Source organism: Prosthecodimorpha staleyi (assembly GCF_018729455.1).
Classification (GTDB): Bacteria; Pseudomonadota; Alphaproteobacteria; order Rhizobiales; family Ancalomicrobiaceae; genus Prosthecodimorpha; species Prosthecodimorpha staleyi.
On record NZ_JAHHZF010000021.1, the window covers coordinates 14,991 to 30,776 of the forward strand.

At 68.9% G+C, this 15,786-nt stretch carries 17 protein-coding genes; 9 read left to right on the forward strand and 8 right to left on the reverse strand.

Features of this window, described 5'->3' with window-relative positions:
- Window positions 1–6 precede the first annotated feature (6 nt).
- Complete coding sequence (locus tag KL771_RS27065; RefSeq protein WP_261971634.1) at window positions 7–1,149, reverse strand: ABC transporter substrate-binding protein; 1,143 nt, start codon at window positions 1,147–1,149, stop codon at window positions 7–9.
- 77 nt (window positions 1,150–1,226) lie between these two features.
- On the reverse strand, window positions 1,227–2,048 hold the full coding sequence (locus KL771_RS27070) for an IclR family transcriptional regulator (protein WP_261971635.1): 822 nt from the start codon (window positions 2,046–2,048) through the stop codon (window positions 1,227–1,229).
- 117 nt (window positions 2,049–2,165) lie between these two features.
- Between KL771_RS27070 and KL771_RS27075 the strand changes: the two genes are divergently transcribed.
- Window positions 2,166–2,969 carry an HpcH/HpaI aldolase family protein gene (locus KL771_RS27075; protein ID WP_261971636.1) on the forward strand — a complete coding sequence of 268 codons (804 nt, stop codon included), beginning with the start codon at window positions 2,166–2,168 and terminating at the stop codon, window positions 2,967–2,969.
- Window positions 2,966–3,895, forward strand: a complete 930-nt coding sequence (locus tag KL771_RS27080; protein WP_261971637.1) for a DUF6282 family protein — start codon at window positions 2,966–2,968, stop codon at window positions 3,893–3,895. Before KL771_RS27075 ends, KL771_RS27080 begins: the two co-directional genes overlap by 4 nt.
- 125 nt (window positions 3,896–4,020) lie before the next feature.
- On the opposite strand, the gene KL771_RS27085 is transcribed toward KL771_RS27080, so the two are convergent.
- From KL771_RS27085 to KL771_RS27100, 4 genes are read right to left on the reverse strand one after another with little or no spacing between them, the layout of a single operon-like run.
- Window positions 4,021–4,701 (reverse strand): hypothetical protein, encoded by a 681-nt coding sequence (locus tag KL771_RS27085; RefSeq protein WP_261971638.1) that lies wholly within the window; start codon window positions 4,699–4,701, stop codon window positions 4,021–4,023.
- 9 nt (window positions 4,702–4,710) lie between these two features.
- A complete protein-coding gene (locus tag KL771_RS27090; protein ID WP_261971639.1) occupies window positions 4,711–5,481 on the reverse strand; it encodes an SDR family NAD(P)-dependent oxidoreductase in 771 nt (256 codons plus the stop codon).
- Window positions 5,478–6,455 (reverse strand): ABC transporter substrate-binding protein, encoded by a 978-nt coding sequence (locus KL771_RS27095; RefSeq protein ID WP_261971640.1) that lies wholly within the window; start codon window positions 6,453–6,455, stop codon window positions 5,478–5,480. The genes KL771_RS27090 and KL771_RS27095 overlap by 4 nt, the downstream gene beginning before the upstream one ends.
- A gap of 51 nt (window positions 6,456–6,506) precedes the next feature.
- Window positions 6,507–7,310: an ABC transporter permease gene (locus KL771_RS27100; RefSeq protein WP_261971641.1), complete on the reverse strand. Its 804-nt coding sequence runs from the start codon at window positions 7,308–7,310 to the stop codon at window positions 6,507–6,509.
- 183 nt (window positions 7,311–7,493) lie between these two features.
- Here KL771_RS27100 and KL771_RS27105 point away from each other — a divergent pair, with 183 nt between their 5' ends.
- The 7 genes from KL771_RS27105 to KL771_RS27135 all read left to right on the forward strand — a co-directional run bounded on the left by KL771_RS27105 (window position 7,494) and on the right by KL771_RS27135 (window position 14,022).
- Complete coding sequence (locus KL771_RS27105; RefSeq protein ID WP_261971642.1) at window positions 7,494–8,321, forward strand: IclR family transcriptional regulator; 828 nt, start codon at window positions 7,494–7,496, stop codon at window positions 8,319–8,321.
- On the forward strand, window positions 8,318–9,109 hold the full coding sequence (locus tag KL771_RS27110) for an ABC transporter ATP-binding protein (RefSeq protein ID WP_261971643.1): 792 nt from the start codon (window positions 8,318–8,320) through the stop codon (window positions 9,107–9,109). Before KL771_RS27105 ends, KL771_RS27110 begins: the two co-directional genes overlap by 4 nt.
- Complete coding sequence (locus KL771_RS27115; protein ID WP_261971644.1) at window positions 9,106–9,648, forward strand: 6-phospho-3-hexuloisomerase; 543 nt, start codon at window positions 9,106–9,108, stop codon at window positions 9,646–9,648. The genes KL771_RS27110 and KL771_RS27115 overlap by 4 nt, the downstream gene beginning before the upstream one ends.
- Window positions 9,649–9,663: 15 nt before the next feature.
- Window positions 9,664–10,398 carry a fumarylacetoacetate hydrolase family protein gene (locus tag KL771_RS27120; RefSeq protein WP_261971645.1) on the forward strand — a complete coding sequence of 245 codons (735 nt, stop codon included), beginning with the start codon at window positions 9,664–9,666 and terminating at the stop codon, window positions 10,396–10,398.
- A gap of 255 nt (window positions 10,399–10,653) precedes the next feature.
- Window positions 10,654–12,009, forward strand: coding sequence for a caspase family protein (locus KL771_RS27125; RefSeq protein ID WP_261971646.1), 1,356 nt, complete (start codon window positions 10,654–10,656; stop codon window positions 12,007–12,009).
- A 28-nt stretch (window positions 12,010–12,037) separates the two neighbouring features.
- Complete coding sequence (locus tag KL771_RS27130; RefSeq protein WP_261971647.1) at window positions 12,038–12,997, forward strand: SMP-30/gluconolactonase/LRE family protein; 960 nt, start codon at window positions 12,038–12,040, stop codon at window positions 12,995–12,997.
- Window positions 12,997–14,022 (forward strand): DUF2891 domain-containing protein, encoded by a 1,026-nt coding sequence (locus KL771_RS27135; protein ID WP_261971648.1) that lies wholly within the window; start codon window positions 12,997–12,999, stop codon window positions 14,020–14,022. Before KL771_RS27130 ends, KL771_RS27135 begins: the two co-directional genes overlap by 1 nt.
- On the opposite strand, the gene KL771_RS27140 is transcribed toward KL771_RS27135, so the two are convergent.
- Together KL771_RS27140 and KL771_RS27145 are read right to left on the reverse strand one after the other, a co-directional pair.
- Complete coding sequence (locus KL771_RS27140) at window positions 14,006–14,668, reverse strand: fused MFS/spermidine synthase (RefSeq protein WP_315901536.1); 663 nt, start codon at window positions 14,666–14,668, stop codon at window positions 14,006–14,008. The two genes, KL771_RS27135 and KL771_RS27140, sit on opposite strands and share 17 nt — an antisense overlap.
- Window positions 14,665–15,591 carry a spermidine synthase gene (locus KL771_RS27145; protein ID WP_261971649.1) on the reverse strand — a complete coding sequence of 309 codons (927 nt, stop codon included), beginning with the start codon at window positions 15,589–15,591 and terminating at the stop codon, window positions 14,665–14,667. The genes KL771_RS27140 and KL771_RS27145 overlap by 4 nt, the downstream gene beginning before the upstream one ends.
- Window positions 15,592–15,786 lie beyond the last annotated feature (195 nt).

The window sequence follows — 15,786 nt, forward strand, 5'->3', positions numbered from 1 at the left end:
CCGGGCTCACTTGACCTGGAACCGGCCGTCGCGGAGCACGCCGACCACGTAGGGATTCTCGGTGATCCCGACATGCTGCGCGGCGGTGAAGTTGAACTTGGCGAAGGCCCCCTGGATCGGCGGCAGCTTCTCCAAGGCATCGCGGACGGCGGGGCCGTTGTAGCTCTTGGCCAGTTCGACGGCGGTGGCGATCACGGTGATCGAATCCCAGCCGCGTGCGCCGGCATTGGGGTCGCGGTCGCCGTACTTCTCGCGCCAGGCGGTCAGGAAGGTATCGGCCGCCTTGCGGAATTCGCCGTCGGGGATCGAGGACGGGATCTGCACGCGCGGGGCGACGAACATGAAGCGCTCGCCGAGCACCTCGCCGGCGGCCTTCAGCGGCACGCCGTCGTCGAGGCTGGCCATCAGGATCATCTGATCGAGGCCGAGCTGCTTGATGTTCTTGGCGACGGTCACGGTCGAGCCGCCCTGGCCCATCTTGATGATGGCGCCGCCGCCCGCGGCGTTGATGCGGCCGATCTGAACGCTCATGTCGACGTCGTCGGGCTTGTAGGTCTCGACGGCGACGACCTCGAAGCCGGATTCCTGGGCGGTCTTCACCGCCACGTCCTTCATCAACTGCGCATAGGGCGTCGGATCGTGCATGATGCCGATCTTGCGCACCTGACTGTTGGCCTTGAGCCAGCCGTAGCGGGCTTCCATCTCGAAGCGCGGCGGCGGCAGGATCGAGAAGGCCCATTTCTGCTCTTCCGGCCGCGGCGGCAGGATCGAGCACAGCACCATCGGGGTCTCGGAACGGATGACGGCGCCGGCGGCGGCGAAGTTGCCGGCCGAGACGCAGCCGCTGGCGAAGATGTTGACCTTGTCGTTGGACATCATCTTCCGGTAGACCACGACCGCTTCCTGTGGCTCGGAGCGGTTGTCTTCGCCGATATACTCGATCTTCTTGCCGAGCAGGCCGCCCTTGGCGTTGAGCGCCTCGATGGCGAGCATCTGGCCGTCGCGCCAGGCGCGATCGGAGGCGGCCGCGTAGCCGGTCAGGCCGAGCGCCGCGCCGATCTTGTAGGTCTCCTGAGCCTGGACGGCTCCCCCGGGCACGCATGACAGCAAAGCAGCCGCGATCGCGGCCGCGCAAAGGCGCGACGTCATCGTAGTTCCTCCCTATGTGTTTCGTTGTTCGAAACACTGTTCTAATATTGAAATGCTGCCCGACTTGTTCCGGAGTGTCAAGCGCGCGCGGCGGCCGTCGCCGGGCCCGGCGACGGCGGCGCGCCGCGATAGCCGAGCAGCGCCGAGACGGCGGCGGCGGCGCGCGTCGTCTCGCGCACCTGGTCGTCGGACGGCGGGTCGGGAAGGAACTGGATGGAATCGACGATCCCGACGGTGGCGACCAGGGTGCCGGTGGCGTCGAAGACCGGCGCCGCCAGGGCGTTCAGGCCGAGCAGCGATTCGTTCGCGCCCCCGGCCCAGCCCTGGCGTCGGATCAGGTCGAGCTCCTGCTCGAGCGAGGCCGGGCTGACGATGGTGTGCGGCGTCAGCATGTCGAGCCGCGAACGCAGGATGCGGCGACGCAGGATCTCGTCGCCATAGGCGAGCGCCACCTTGCCCTGGGCGGAGGCGTGAAACGGCAGCAGAGAGCCGCGCCGCACGCCGATCTCGACCAACGAGCGGCCGTTGATGGCGGTCTGCACCCGGACGCCGTCCTCCTCGACCAGCGACAGCACGCTGTAGTGGCCGAGCGCGTCGCGCAGGTCGCGCAGCACCGGGGTGGCGATGTCGACGAGGTCGAGATTGTCGCCGACCATGCGGGCGAGGCCGACCAGTCGCGGGCCGACCTGGTAGCGCTCGGTCTCGGTCTGCTGCGCGAGATAGCCGCGCCCGACCAGGGTCTGAAGGTGCCGGTGGATCCGGCTCTTGGTCGTGCCGAGCGCCTGGGCGAGGGCGGTGACGCCGACCGGGCGTCCCTCCTCGACCACGCGCTCGATGATCTGCAGGGCGAGCACCACGGCCTGGACGCCCTCTTCGCTCTTGCCCGTCACCTTCGGCATGGCTCACCCGCTCCGACATGCCGGTGCCTTGACAATCCTGCCGGCTCCAGCGCACCCTCTTGAAAAATCGATACGATGTTTCGATGTACGAAACATTCTGGGAGGAATGAACCGGTCATGTCAAGCGCGTCGCGGCCATCGCCGCGCGAGTTCCGCCGCCGCTTCCAGGCGGGCGAGACTCTCCTCGGCACTTTCCTGAAGACCCCGACTGGCCATGCCGCCGAGATTCTCGGCTCGGTCGGCCTGGATTTCGTGGTGCTCGATGTCGAGCATGCGCCGTTCGACCGCGGCAGCGTCGACCGCACCCTGATGGGCGCGCGGGCCGGGGGCATCGCCGGCATCGTCCGGGTCGCCCATGAGGGCGAGATCCTTGGCGCCCTCGACGACGGCGCCGCCGGGGTGCTGGTGCCGCATGTATCGAGCCCCGAGCGGGCGCGCGAGGTGGTGGCTTGCGCGCGCTATCGCGGCGGCAAGCGCGGCTTCTCCAATTCGCCCCGCGCCGGCGACTATGGCGGCCGCGGGATCTGGCCGCATGTCGACGCGCAGGACGCCGAGGTCACGGTCATCGCCATGATCGAGGATCCGGAAGCGCTCGACTGCCTGGACGCCATCCTGGCGGTGCCGGGTCTCGACGGCGCCTTCATCGGCCGCGGCGACCTGACCGTCGCGCTCGGCGCCCCGGCCATGGACGCGCCGGCGGTGCGCGACGCGGCGGAAAAGATCCTGGCCGCCGCCAAGCGGGCCAACAAGCCGATCTGCATGATGGTCGCCAACGCCGCGGAAGCTGCCGATTTCGCCCGCCTCGGCGCCTCCGCCTTCATCGTCGCGTCCGACCAGGGGCTGATGCGCCAGATGGCCGCCAAGGTGCTGGCCGATTTCAAACCCCTGAAGGCGACCGATCAGGAAGGAAAACCCGCATGAGCGCCGCCGATACCGTCGAGGCCCGCATCGACAGGCTGATGGTCGGTGCCATCGACCCGCATGTCCATACCGGCCCGTCGATCGCGCCGCGCGCGCTCGACCATCTCGATCTCGCCCGCGACGGCTCCAAGGTCGGCATGGCGGCGATCGTCACCAAGGACCACGACTATTCCGGCGTGATGACCGCGGCGCTGATCGCCCGGCACAATCCGGAGCTGACCACCAAGGTCTATTCGGGCATCGTGCTCAACAATGTGGTCGGCGGGCTCAATCCCTTCGCGGTCGAGCACACCGCCGCGATGGGCGGCAAGATCGTCTGGCTGCCGACGCTGACGGCCGAGCAGCATTTCCGCTGGGAGGCCGCGTCTGGCCGGTCGCATCCGGCCTCGACGACCAAGATCCGCCATGCTGAGGTCATTCCGGTGACCGGAGCCGGCGGCAAGCCGACCGATGCCGTCAAGGAGATCCTCGACGTCGTCGCGCGCACCGACATGGCGCTGGCCAGCGGCCATATCCACATCTCGGAGACCTGGACGGTGTTCGAGGAGGCGCAGCGGCGCGGCGTCAAGCGGCTGATCCTGACGCATCCGGAAGACATCGTCGACGGCAGCGCCAACGATGTCCGCGGCATCGCCGCCATGGGGGCGATGGTCGAGCATTCGCTGTGCATGTTCCTGGACGGCTGCAAGTTCAAGTCGCGCGAAGAGCAGGACCTGAAGATGTTCATCGATGCTGCCGGCGTCGACAACACCATCATGTGCTCGGACCTCGGTCAGGTCGGGACCTTCCACCCGATCGACGGCCTGCGGCGCGGCATGAAGCTGTGCATCGATTTCGGCTATTCGGACGACGACATCCGCAAGATGTTCTCGCTCAACACCGCCCGCGTGCTCGGCATCGAGGCCGACCTGCCGGCGGCCGCGTAGGCGGAGTTCCGAACGTCCGGCGGCGGGCGATGTCCCGGCGCCGGACCACGGCGATGCGTCCGACGGAACTCACGGCCGGACACCCGCCGTCCGAGATCCGTGGTTTGACACCGGGCCGCACCCGGTCAGGCCGGGATGCGGCACTCGTATTCGAAGCGGTAGCGGCCGATCAGGGCCGGACCGTCGAGCACCGGGGCAAGCGCGGCCGCGAGATCGGTCAGCGCCCGGTCGAGCGGGACCTCGTTGCAGGCCTCGACCAGGATCACCCAGGAGGGTGCGGCGCCGATGTCGTCGCGGCCGCGGCTCTCGGTGGTCTTGAGCGCGCTGGCGCCGAGATCGGTCCGGCACAGATGGACCCCCGTCACCTGCGGCAGGGCGGCGGCGGCCGGCAACGCCTCGTCGACGATCAGGCCGGCGGCTTGCGTCTCGCGGCCCTCCGCCACGGCAAAGCGGATCGTGCCGAGAAGCCCGCCGGCGCCCGGCCCGAGGCTCGCCTCGACCCGCGACAGCGCGCGGGCGGTGTTGCGGAAGGCGCTGGTGGCGCGGCGCGTCCACTCGGTCGGGGCGTTGAGCCGGGCCAGATAGGGCGCGCTGGTCTGCACCTCGGCAGTCTCGGTCTCGTAGAGGGTGAAGAATTCCGGGCTGGTCGCGGCATCGAGGCCGACATAGCGCCGGCCGCGGCGGAAGCCCGGGATGGCGGCGCGCTCCGGCATGTGCTCATGCAGGTGCCAGGCGTAGAATTCGTCGCGGCCTTCCGGCGTGATGTCGTTCCAGATGCAGATTGCGCCGCTGCCCGCCAATGCCATGTTGGTTCCTCAGTAGGTTGCCCGGCCGCCCGACAGGTCGAACACGGCCCCGGTCGAATAGCTGCAATCGTCCGACAGAAGCCAGCCCGTCATGGCGGCGATCTCGTCGACGCCGACGAAGCGGCCCATCGGGATGCGCGCCAGGATCTCGGCCTTGCGGGCCGGCGTGATCTCGTTGGCCATGTCGGTCTCGGCCGCCGCCGGGGTGATGCAATTGACCAGGATGCCGTGGGTCGCCAGTTCCTTGCCGAGGCTCTTGGTCATGGCGACGATGCCGGCCTTGGAGGCCGCATAGGCGCCGGCATTCGGCATGCCTTCCTTGGCCTGGATCGACGAGACGTTGACGATCCGGCCGCGGTCGGGGCCCTCGGCTTCGAGCATCCGCGGCACGCAGGCCGCCAGCACCAGGAAGGTGCCGGTCAGGTTGACGTCGATGACCTTACGGAATTCGGCCGGCGCCTGCAGCCAGAGCGGGGCGACCGGGCCGAGGATGCCGGCATTGTTGACCAGCCCGCGGACCGTGCCGAAGGCCGCCCAGGTCGTCTCCGCCGCGGCTGCGACCGAAGCCTCGTCGGCGATGTCGCAGCCGATACCCAGGTGATCGAGGCCGAGATGGGTGGGGGAGAGGCTGGCGGCGGCGGCGATCGCCCCGGCCGCATCCCGGTCCCAGAGCGCCAGCCGCCAGCCATCCGCGGCGAGGCGCCGCGCGATGGCCAGGCCGATGCCGCGCGCGCCGCCGGTGACGATGGCGGCGCGGCCCGTTTGCGCATTCATGCTCATTTCGGCAGGAGGTCGTTGGTGAAGAAGGAAGCCGCGGTCAGGTCGGTCTTCAGTTCCTGATAGTCCTTCATCAGGTCGAGCGTCATCTGCCAGTCGGCGGGCGCCATGAAGCCGATCGCTGCCGTCGGGGCTGCCTTGGAGCGGACCAGCTTGAGCCCGGCCTGGAGCTGCTTCAGCGCCATCGCCTTGTCCATGTCCGGCTTGACCTTCAGGCCTGCCGCGATCGCCGCCTCAGGGTTCTTCTCGGCCTCCGCGTAGGCCTTCTGGGTCGCCCGGATGAAGCCCTCGACCAGCTTCGGCTTGTCCTTCAGCGTGTCGGCATGGACGTGGATGGCAAGGCCCATCGTGTTCACGCCGTAGTCGGCATAGTTGAACACGGTCGAGGCGACGCCCTTCTGCTCGAGGATGAAGGGCTGGTTCTCCGAGCCGCCGAGCAGGGCGTCGGCGCGCTTCTCGAGCACCGCGACCATCTTGGTCGGGCCGTCGACGCGCAGGAAGTTGATCTTGGACTGGTCGAGCCCGGCGCCCTTGATCAGGGCCGGCAGGATGGTCAGCCCGGCCTCGCCGGTGGTCGCCGCGATGGTCCGGCCCTCGAAGTCCTTCATGGTCTTGATGCCGCTGTCGGCGCGCGCGATCACCGCGAAGGGCGTCGTGTTCATGATGCCCATGACGGCCTTGATCGGCGCGCCCTTGGTGATGCCGTTTATGATGCTGGCGCCGTCCGAGAGGCCGAAGGTGTCGCCCTTGGCGGCGACGATCTGCACGGCGCGGCCGGAGCCCTGACCCTCGCCGACCTCCAGCTCGATGCCCTCGGCCTTGTAGTAGCCGCGCTCGATGCCGAGGTAGAACGGGGTGTGGAAGCCGTAGATCAGCCAGTTCAGGCGCAAGGTCGCCTTTTCCTGTGCGACGGCGGGCGCCGAGGCCAAGAGGACGATGCCGGCCGCCAGGCCGAGAAGGCGCTTCAAGGACTTCATGTGTTCCTCCCTTTTGGTTTTTTCAGGGGACTTGCCGGGTAGGGCCGGCTTTCAGATCGGATTCACGTCGCCATGGCCGCGCTGCGACACGTGCCAGGGGATCAGAATCTGCTCGACCAGTTCGACCGCCGCATAGAGGGCGAAGCCGAGGGCGGTCAGGACGAAGACCGACCCGAAGGCCATCGAGGTGTTGAGATTGCCGTTGGCTTCGAGCAGCAGGTAGCCAAGGCCGCGGTCGGAGGCGACGAATTCGGCCACCACGGCGGCCGTCGCCGACAGGGCCGCCGCCACCTTGATGCCGGTGAACAGCGTCGGCAGGGCATGCGGCACCTGCACGCGCAGGAAGATGCGCCAGCGCCCGGCACCGGTGGAGCGGGCGAGATCCATGATGTCCGGATCGACCGAGCGGAAGGCGGTGATCGCCGAGACCACGACGGGGAAGAAGGACAAGAGGAAGACCAGCAGCACCTTCGGGATCAGCCCGAAGCCGAACCAGATGATGAACAGCGGCGCGACCGCGATCTTGGGCACGATCTGGAAGAAGACCAGCAGCGGATAGATGGTCTTCTCCATGCCGCGCGAGAAGGCGACGATCAGCGCCAGCGCGATGCCGACGATCACCGCGGCGGCGAAGCCGATCAGCATCGGCTGCAGGGTGAACAGCGCGGCGCCGGAATACTGCACGCGGCGGTTCCAGAGCTCGACGAACACCGCCGAGGGTGCCGGCAGGATATAGGCCGGCAGCCCGAAGGCGCGCGCCGCCACCTCCCAGAGGATCAGAAACCCCGCCACCGTCACCGCCACCTGCGCACCGCCGCGCAGGCGCCGGGCGACCGACCCGACCGCCTTGCCCATATCCCGAGCCTTCCTCCCCGAGCACCGGGCGTCGCTGCGGACGCAATCGCGGTGCTCACCGCACTGAAGTCCCGGCCCCTGCCGGCGGATGTCCGATCCGATCGCCGGGGGCCGTCGCCGTTGGTTCGGCGGATTGACGCGGACCCCGCTTCATGCAAACTGAACGAAATCCATGATGGAACGATGTACCGTCAAATGCGGGTCGTCAAGTCTCAACTGTCCCACTGCCTCGCCGTGTTCGAAGCCATGGCGGATGCCCGGCATGCGCACCGGCTGACCGACCTCGCCCAGCGCCTGGACGCGCCGAAGTCGAGCGTGCAGCGGCTTCTGGAACATCTCGCCGCCGAGGGCTGGGTCGAGCAGGACCCCTCGACCGAGCAGTACCGGCTGACGCTCCGCCTCGCGGTGCTCGGCCAGCGCTTCATGCAGACCGCTGGCATTGCCGACGCGACCGACGGCATCCTGCGCAACGTGGCCCGGCAGACGGCCGAACTGGTTCGCCTGACGCTGGTCGACGACGACCGGCTGGTCTGGATCGGCTCGGCCCAGGGCGCCCCGCCCGGCCTCGTCTACCAGCCGTCCATGGGCGGGCGGATCGTCTCCTACGCGACCGCCAACGGAAAGGCCTGGCTCGCCACGCTCACCGACGAGGAGGCCTGCCGCATCGCGCTCCGGGACGGGCTCGGCCAGCCCTCCGCCGAGGTCGGCCCGCGCGCGCTGACCACCATCGAGGGTCTCGTCGCCGCGCTCGCGCGCGTCCGGGCCCAGGGCTTTGCGACCGCCGAGGAGGAGGCCGAGCCCGGCGTCGCCGCCGTCGCAGTGCCGGTGATCGATCCGGCGACCGGCCGGGCGCTCGGCGCGACCAGCGTCGCCGGCCCGGTCATGCGCCTGTCGCCGGAACGGCGGCCCGAAATGGTCTCGGCGCTGCGGGCCGCCGCGACTGAACTCGCCCGCGTCTGGCCGCTGCGGCGGCCCCAACAAGAAACTCTCGGGAGGCGTGAAGCCCTATGACGGCGTCGTCCGGAATATCCATCCGCGGGGTCAGCAAGGTCTATGGACAGGGCGAGCGCGCCACCACGGCGCTGGCCCCGATCGACCTCGACATCGAGCCCGGCGAATTCGTCGCCATCGTCGGTCCGTCCGGCTGCGGCAAGTCCACGCTGCTGCGCCTGATCACTGGCCTGGTGCCGCGCACCGGCGGCGAACTGACCGTGTTCGGCAAGTCCGTCAATGCGCCGGTGACCGATATAGGCATCGTCTTCCAGCAGCCGATCCTGCTCGAATGGCGCAACGTGCTCGAAAACGTGCTGTTCCAGATCGACATGCGCGGCCTCGATCGCGCCCGCTACATGCCCAAGGCATTGGAATTGCTCAAGGCCGTCGGGCTGGAGGATTTCGCCGACCGGCGTCCCTACGAGCTCTCCGGCGGCATGCGCCAGCGCGCCTCGATCGCCCGCGGCCTGGTCCACGAGCCGCCGCTCCTGATGATGGACGAGGCCTTCGGCGCGCTCGACGCGCTGACCCGCGAGCAGATGCGCATCGATCTCGAGCGGCTGTGGATGGAGACGCGCAAGACGGTCGTGTTCATCACCCATTCGATCGACGAGGCGGTGCTGCTCGCCGACCGGGTCGTGGTCATGTCGCCGCGTCCCGGCCGGATCGAAACCATCATGACCATCGACATCCCGCGGCCGCGCGGGCTCGGCGCGCGCAAGGATCCGCGCTTCGTCGCGGCGACCGACGCCATCACGGAGATCTTCCTGGAGCGCGGCGTCTTCTCGGCCGGCGGTCACGGATGACCGGCCTCGCCGCGCTCGACGCGATCCTGGACGAGCAGCGCCGGGTGCTCGGTGCCGTCGACGCGGCCGGCTTCGACGCGCTCGCCGCCCGGCTGGCGGCGGCGCGCCGCGTCTTTCTCTATGGCGTCGGCCGCAACGGGCTGGTGCTGCAGGCCGCTGCCATGCGGCTCGCGCATCTCGGCATCGACGCCCATTTTGTCGGCCAACTGTCCGCCCCGCCGGCCGGGCCGGACGATCTCGTCCTGGTCGCGGCCGCGCTCGGCTCGCTGCCGACGGCCGATGCGGTGATCGCCGCCGCCCGCCGCGCCGGAGCGTCGATCGCGGTCGTCACCGCGCGCCCCGGTGCAGTACCGGATTCCGATTGGGTTCTGTGCCTGCCGGCGCAGACCATGGCGGATGCACCGGTCAGCCCGCTGCCGCTCGGTTCGGCCTTCGAACTGGCCTTGCATCTTCTTTGCGAAATGCTGCTTCTCGATCTGGCCGGGCGTCTCGGGCGCAGCCACGCCGATCTCGCCGCCCGTCACGCCAATCTCCTGTGAACCGGATTTGTCCCGATGACCGCACAGCCCCCCTTTTCGGCCCGCCTGATCGAAGCCCGCCGTGACGGCCGGCGCATCGCCGCGGCCGACAGTCCGGCGACCGTCGCCGAAGCCTATGGCTGCCAGGCCGACATCCTGGCGGCGCTCGGGGCCGGCGTCGACGGCTGGAAGGTCGCGCTGCCGCCCGGCCAGGGCGCCGTCGCTGCGCCGCTTCCGAACCTCGCGACCGTGACGGCGCCGGCGACATGGACCTGGGGCGAGGGGCTGGCGATCGAACTGGAGATCGCCGTCCGGCTCGGCCGCGATCTGCCGCCTGGCCCGATATCCCGGGCCGATCTCGCCGCGGCGATCGACGGTTGGGTCTTCGGCATCGAGATGGTCCGCCACCGGCTGGAAGACGGCAGCGCGGCGCCGTTTCCGTGCTTCCTGGCCGACAGTCTGGCCAACGAGGGTTATGTCGTTGGTCCCGCCGTCCCGGCCGACATCGATCTCGCCGGCCGCACCTGTCGCGCGACGCTTGATGGTGCGATGCTCGTTTCGGCGCCGGCGCTGCATCCGCAGGGCGATACGCTCGCCCCGCTGGTCGCCTGGGCGGCGCTGCAGGCCGATCGCTGCGGTGGCCTGAGGGCCGGGCAGATCGTCACCACCGGGGCGCTTTGCGGGCTGGTGCCTGTGCCGGGACCGGGCCTTCTGGAGGCCACGCTCGACGGCGTGGCGCCGATCCGGATCGCCGTGATGCCGGCCGCCTGATCGCGGTCGGGCGCGGAGCGGCATGCCACCAAGGCGTTTGGAGGCGGGGAAAGCATGGACAGGCTGCACCGGTCTTCAGGATGGCGTGGAAGGCTGCTAGGTTTCCTGCGGTTCAACGGAACGGACGGGTTCCCTTTTCCTGGGCGCGAAGCAGCCGTCGTCCGGCCTTCGAGCGCGGCAAAGCGCCGGCCGGTGCGCGACTGCGGTGCCCGGTTCGGCTGGGAAACGGCCTGCGCTCGATCCTTGGGGGCAAGCATGATCAGGCATACGGCATCCGCACTGCTCGGCTTCATCTGGGTTCTCGTCGGGCTCGTCGCCTGTGCGACCTCGGCCTCGGCCGAACGGCGCGTCGCGCTGCTGATCGGCAACAGCGCCTATCAGTCCAATGCACAGCTTCCCAACCCGATCCGCGACGTGGAGGCGATCCGCCGGGTGCTCCAGGCGGCCAATTTCGACGAGATCATTCCGGCGACGGATCTGACGCTGACCGGCATGAAGCAGGCGCTGCGCCGCTTCGAGGATGCCGCGCAGGGGGCCGATGTGGCGATGGTCTACTATTCCGGCCACGGCATCGAGGTGAACGGCCAGAACTATCTGGTTCCGGTCGACGCCCGGCTCCTGAGCGATCGCGACGTGCCGGACGAGGCGGTGCCGCTCGACCGGGTCCTCAGTGCCCTCGACGGCGCCCGCCAGTTGAAGCTCGTTCTTCTCGACGCCTGCCGCGACAATCCCTTCGTCTCGACCATGCAGCGGCGCACGGCCACGCGCAGTGCCACCCGCGGCCTCGGTCGGGTCGAAGCCGGCGCGCCGAACCTGCTCATCGCCTATGCGGCCGAGCCGGGCCGCGTCGCCTTCGACGGCGACGGCCAGATGAGCCCCTTCTCCAAGGCGATCAGCCGGCATCTCGCCGCCGACGGGGCGGAGATCCGCCTCGCCCTCGGCCGCATCCGCGACGATGTCAGCATGATGACCGATGCCCGGCAGATCCCCTATTTCTCCGGATCGCTCGGCGGGCGCGAGATCTATCTCGGCCGGCCGATGACCGGCAGCGGCAGTTCGAACGATCCGGACGCGACCATCCGCGCCGACTACCAGATGGCGCAGGCCGCCGGCACGATCGAAGCCTGGGATGCCTTCCTGCGCCGCTACCCGACGGGTTTCTATGCCGATCTCGCCGAACAGTCGCGCCGCAAGCTGTCCAGGCCGATCGCCTCGCTGACGCCCTCCGGCGGGCAGTCGGAATTCACCGGCATCGTGCCGATCGCGACCCTGCCGCTCGACGGCACCTGGTCCGGGCAATACACCTACACCAACCTCAAACAGAACCCGGTGCCCTTCGCCGTGGCGCTGAACGGCGGGGGCGACCGCGTCACCGGCCTCTCCTCAGAGCCGAATACCTTCGGCAACAAGTCGGCGTCGCAGCTGCGCGCGACCTGGAGCGGGCGCGTCGCCGCCGATGGCGGCATCGTGCTGACCAAGACCTATGACGGCTCCGGCGGGGTCAGCCATTCCATCACCTATCGCGGCCGCCTCAATCGTGCCGGAGACGTGATCGAAGGAGAGTGGCAGGTCGGCACGAACCGCGGCAGGTTCACCCTGTCGCGGCAATAGGCTGCCGCCCACTCGGGGAGTTCGCGGAATGACGATGTCTGCTGGCGTGCTGCGGGTCGCGGGCCTTTGGCTGGCTGGGCTTCTGACGATCGGTGCGGCCGGCCCGGCCGGCGCGGTCGACGGGCCCGTCGGCAAGCCCGAGATCCTGGACCGGAACTACCAGTATCCCGAAGGCGCCTATATCCACCGCGGCATCCTGTTCATGACCGACATGTCGGCCGGACAGATCAAGCTCTACGATGCCAAGACAGCGGCTCCGAAGACGGTCTGGTCGATCCAGAATTGCGGGCCGACCGGCATCGTCGCGATGGCCGACGACCAGTATCTGATCAACTGCCATCTGGCCGGCGCCGTGGTGTTTCTCGACCGCAACGGCCAGGTCCGCAAGGTGGTCGCCGAGGACGGCGCCGGCACGCGCATCCGCTGGCCGAACGACCTGACCACCGACGGCGACGGCGGCGCCTTCGTGACCGATTCCGGCCTGTTCGACGCCTCCGCGCCGGCGACCGGCTCGATCGTCCATGTCTGGCGCGACGGCCGCGCCGAGCGGCTGAAGGGCGGCATCCGCTACGCCAACGGCATCTATTTCGACACCGCAACCCGCGACCTGTTCGTCTCCGAACATATCGGCAGGCGCATCCTCGCCTACAAGGTGACGGCCGATTTCACGCTGGCGGACGACCGCGTGCTGATTTCCCTCGGCATCCCGAAGCCGTCCGGCTTCCCCTTCTACGACAAGACCGGCCCGGACGGCATCGATGTCGACGAGAACGACAACCTCCTGGTGCCCGAATATGGCGCCGGGCGCATCATGCGGATCAGCCGCAAGGGCGAATATCTTGGCGCGATTCCGGTGCCGATGCAGTTCGTCACCACAGTGATCCGGTCCGACGACCGCCAGGAGGTCTATTTCGGCGGCCCGTCCGACATCCATTCCGCGCAGGGCGCCGGCGCCATGGGGCGCATCCGCCTGAAGGCGGCCGACTGATGGCAAGGCTGGTCGCCCGCCCGATCCGCGCGCTCGTCGCCGGCTTCGTCCTAATCCTGGCGACGCGATCCGCGTTGCCGGCCGAGACCGCGCCGCTGCCGCCGGAGATCGAGGCCGTTGCCGCCGAGGCGCGTGCGGTGCTGCCCGCGCTGGCGCCGCCGATCGCCGACTGCATCGCGCGGCACGACACCGAGCATCCGGTCTTCCATGGCTGCATCGACTGGCATTCCGCCGTGCACGGCCATTGGGCGCTCATCGCGCTCTCCGCGGCGACCGGCGATCCGGCCTTCGCGGCCCCCGCGCTGGCCCGGCTCGCCGACCGTGGCCGGATGGCCGAGGAGGCCGCCTTCCTGGCCGCGCACCCGGATTTCGAGATGCCCTATGGGCGCGCGTGGTTCCTGCGCCTCGTCGCCGAGCATGTCCGCCTGACCGGGCGCGACGACCTCATGGCCATCGGCGATGCGGTCGCGGCCAGCCTCGCCGCCTATCTGGATACCGTCCCGCCGGACCCGCTCGCAACCTCCTACCGCAGCCAGTCCTGGGCGCTGATTAACCTGATCGAATACGCCACCTTCCGGCGCGACGCGCGGCTTTCCGCCCGCGTCCGCCGGCTGGTCCGCCAGGGCTTTACGGACGAGCGGACGATCGCCCGCGCCTGCCGGGGTGGCGTCGACCGGGGCAGCTTCATGGCGGTCTGTCCGAACCTGCTCTGGCTTGTCGCGCTGACGGAAGACCGCGCGAGTCTGATCCAGCTGATCCGCGACGACCGTCTGCTCGCCGGCTTCGCCGCGCCGGCTGGCAAGGCCGCGACGGTGCATGAGCGCGGCCTGCGCTTCAGCCGCGCCTGGGGGCTGTGGGCGGTCTGGCGGGCGAGCGGCGAGCCGGCCGCCGCCCGGGCCTATGCCGAGCATGTCGCGGCGGCGCTCGCCGCACGCGACTGGCAGGGCAGCTACCAGGCGGTCGGCCACTGGGTCGCGCAGTTCGGCGTGCTCGCGCTCCGGCCGCTGGTCAGGCCCGGGACGTGATCGGCACACCGCGCGGGGCAGCGTCGCGCAGGCGCACGGCCATGATGGCGAGCGCTGTGGCGAGCGTCACGGCGCCCATGCCGTAGGTGATCGCGCGCGAGCCCATGGTCGGGATCAGCCAGAAGCTGGTCACCAAGACGCCGAGGATGTTGCCGGCGGTCGAGACCGCATAGACCAGTCCGGAGATGCGGCCGGCATCGGTATGGGCGGTGATCAGCAGACGCACCGAGAAGGGTGAGAACACGCTGAGCGCGGTCAGCGGGAAGGCGAGCAGCAGCACGGTCGCCAGGAAGGCGCCGACCGGCCCGTCGCCGGCGACATCGAGCGCGAACAGGATGACCTTCTCGGAGATCAGCGGGATGGCCAGCATGTAGAGGCCGGACGTGGCGATGATCGCGCCGAGCACGCGCTGGTCCGGATGGGCGTCGGCGATCATGCCGCCGACGAAATAGCCGACCATCAGCGCGATCAGCACCACCGAGATCAGCACCGCCCAGGTATTCAGGCCGCCACCGAAATAGGGATAGAGATAGCGGCTGCCGAGCATCTCGAAGCTCATCAGCGAGAAGCCGAGCAGGAAGGCATAGAGGCAGAGCAGGAGGGCGTTGGTGGTCCGGGCAGTCATCGGCGGCTTGGCCTCGCTCACTTCCACTTCTCGTTCTTCCGCTCGATCGCGTGCAGCGTCTCGACCGGGGCGAAATCGTCGGTCAGGACCTGGCCCTTGACCGGATTGGACGGCTCGCGCCTGCCCTTGACCAGGTCGGTCAGCGGGTAGCGGAACGCATATTTCGCCTGCAGGGCTTCGGCGCGCTTGAGGAGGTCCGCGTCGGACAGCCGCTCGGCGTCGTTATAGGCGACCAGCACGACATTGCCGGATGCCGGGAAGAAGTCGACCTGCCGGAACACCGACTTCATGGTCGCCACGGCGGCGTTGAAGACCATGGTCGAGGGCTCGACATTCTGGGCGACGATGCCGCCCTCGGTCAGGTGCTCGGCGACCTTGACGTAGAATTCCTTGGTCAGCAGGTGGAACGGCACGAAGGGGCCGCGATAGGCGTCGATGCAGATCAGGTCGTAGCGCTTGGCCGGATTGCGCAGAAGGAACAGGCGCCCGTCCATGGCGACCGGCGCGAAGTTCTTTTCTTCCTTCACGGCGAAGTATTTCTTGGCCAGATCGATCACCTTCGGATCGATCTCGGCCACGTCGATCGCCGCCTCGGGCAGATGGACATGCAGGTACCACGAGGTGCGGCCGCCGCCGAGGCCGATCTGCAGGATCGAGTTCTGCGTCTTGGTGTAGGCGACCGCGGCGGTCATGAATTTGGTATACTCGACCGGCAGCGCCTTGGTGTCGGTCGTATCCATGACCGATTCCGTATAGAGGCGCTTGTTGTGGCCGAAGGTCATCGAGACCTGGGTGCCGCGCTTGTAGATATAGATGTTGTTGTACTGGCTCTCGACGAATTCGACCGGATCGTCGCCCGTCTGCGCCAGGACCGGGCCGGCCAGGGCGAGGGTCGGAAGCCAGAAGGCCGCCTGGGCGAACTGGCGCCGGCTGAGATGCTGCATCGGATGGACTCCGGTCGGGGCTCGGGTGCCGTGGGGCGGCAGGGACTCCCTGTTCAATAGTGCGCCCCCGTGACGATTGCCAGCCGAGCCGCCGCTCGTGGCACATCACAATGTCCTTGCATCCCCCTTCCCAACGGATTGTCGGGTGGCAAGATGGTTCGGGGTTGCGAGGCTTAACAAGTCGGGGCGAGGCTT

What these genes read in the sequence shown, in the direction of transcription:
- KL771_RS27115 (WP_261971644.1), top strand. Translation starts at nt 9,106, where the DNA reads ATGACCGGCCTCGCCGCGCTCGACGCGATCCTGGACGAGCAGCGCCGG.
- KL771_RS27110 (WP_261971643.1), top strand. Translation starts at nt 8,318, where the DNA reads ATGACGGCGTCGTCCGGAATATCCATCCGCGGGGTCAGCAAGGTCTAT.
- KL771_RS27105 (WP_261971642.1), top strand. Translation starts at nt 7,494, where the DNA reads ATGTACCGTCAAATGCGGGTCGTCAAGTCTCAACTGTCCCACTGCCTC.
- KL771_RS27145 (WP_261971649.1), bottom strand. Translation starts at nt 15,591, where the DNA reads ATGCAGCATCTCAGCCGGCGCCAGTTCGCCCAGGCGGCCTTCTGGCTT.
- KL771_RS27100 (WP_261971641.1), bottom strand. Translation starts at nt 7,310, where the DNA reads ATGGGCAAGGCGGTCGGGTCGGTCGCCCGGCGCCTGCGCGGCGGTGCG.
- KL771_RS27120 (WP_261971645.1), top strand. Translation starts at nt 9,664, where the DNA reads ATGACCGCACAGCCCCCCTTTTCGGCCCGCCTGATCGAAGCCCGCCGT.
- KL771_RS27130 (WP_261971647.1), top strand. Translation starts at nt 12,038, where the DNA reads ATGACGATGTCTGCTGGCGTGCTGCGGGTCGCGGGCCTTTGGCTGGCT.
- KL771_RS27065 (WP_261971634.1), bottom strand. Translation starts at nt 1,149, where the DNA reads ATGACGTCGCGCCTTTGCGCGGCCGCGATCGCGGCTGCTTTGCTGTCA.
- KL771_RS27090 (WP_261971639.1), bottom strand. Translation starts at nt 5,481, where the DNA reads ATGAGCATGAATGCGCAAACGGGCCGCGCCGCCATCGTCACCGGCGGC.
- KL771_RS27095 (WP_261971640.1), bottom strand. Translation starts at nt 6,455, where the DNA reads ATGAAGTCCTTGAAGCGCCTTCTCGGCCTGGCGGCCGGCATCGTCCTC.
- KL771_RS27070 (WP_261971635.1), bottom strand. Translation starts at nt 2,048, where the DNA reads ATGCCGAAGGTGACGGGCAAGAGCGAAGAGGGCGTCCAGGCCGTGGTG.
- KL771_RS27080 (WP_261971637.1), top strand. Translation starts at nt 2,966, where the DNA reads ATGAGCGCCGCCGATACCGTCGAGGCCCGCATCGACAGGCTGATGGTC.
- KL771_RS27075 (WP_261971636.1), top strand. Translation starts at nt 2,166, where the DNA reads ATGTCAAGCGCGTCGCGGCCATCGCCGCGCGAGTTCCGCCGCCGCTTC.
- KL771_RS27135 (WP_261971648.1), top strand. Translation starts at nt 12,997, where the DNA reads ATGGCAAGGCTGGTCGCCCGCCCGATCCGCGCGCTCGTCGCCGGCTTC.
- KL771_RS27125 (WP_261971646.1), top strand. Translation starts at nt 10,654, where the DNA reads ATGATCAGGCATACGGCATCCGCACTGCTCGGCTTCATCTGGGTTCTC.
- KL771_RS27085 (WP_261971638.1), bottom strand. Translation starts at nt 4,701, where the DNA reads ATGGCATTGGCGGGCAGCGGCGCAATCTGCATCTGGAACGACATCACG.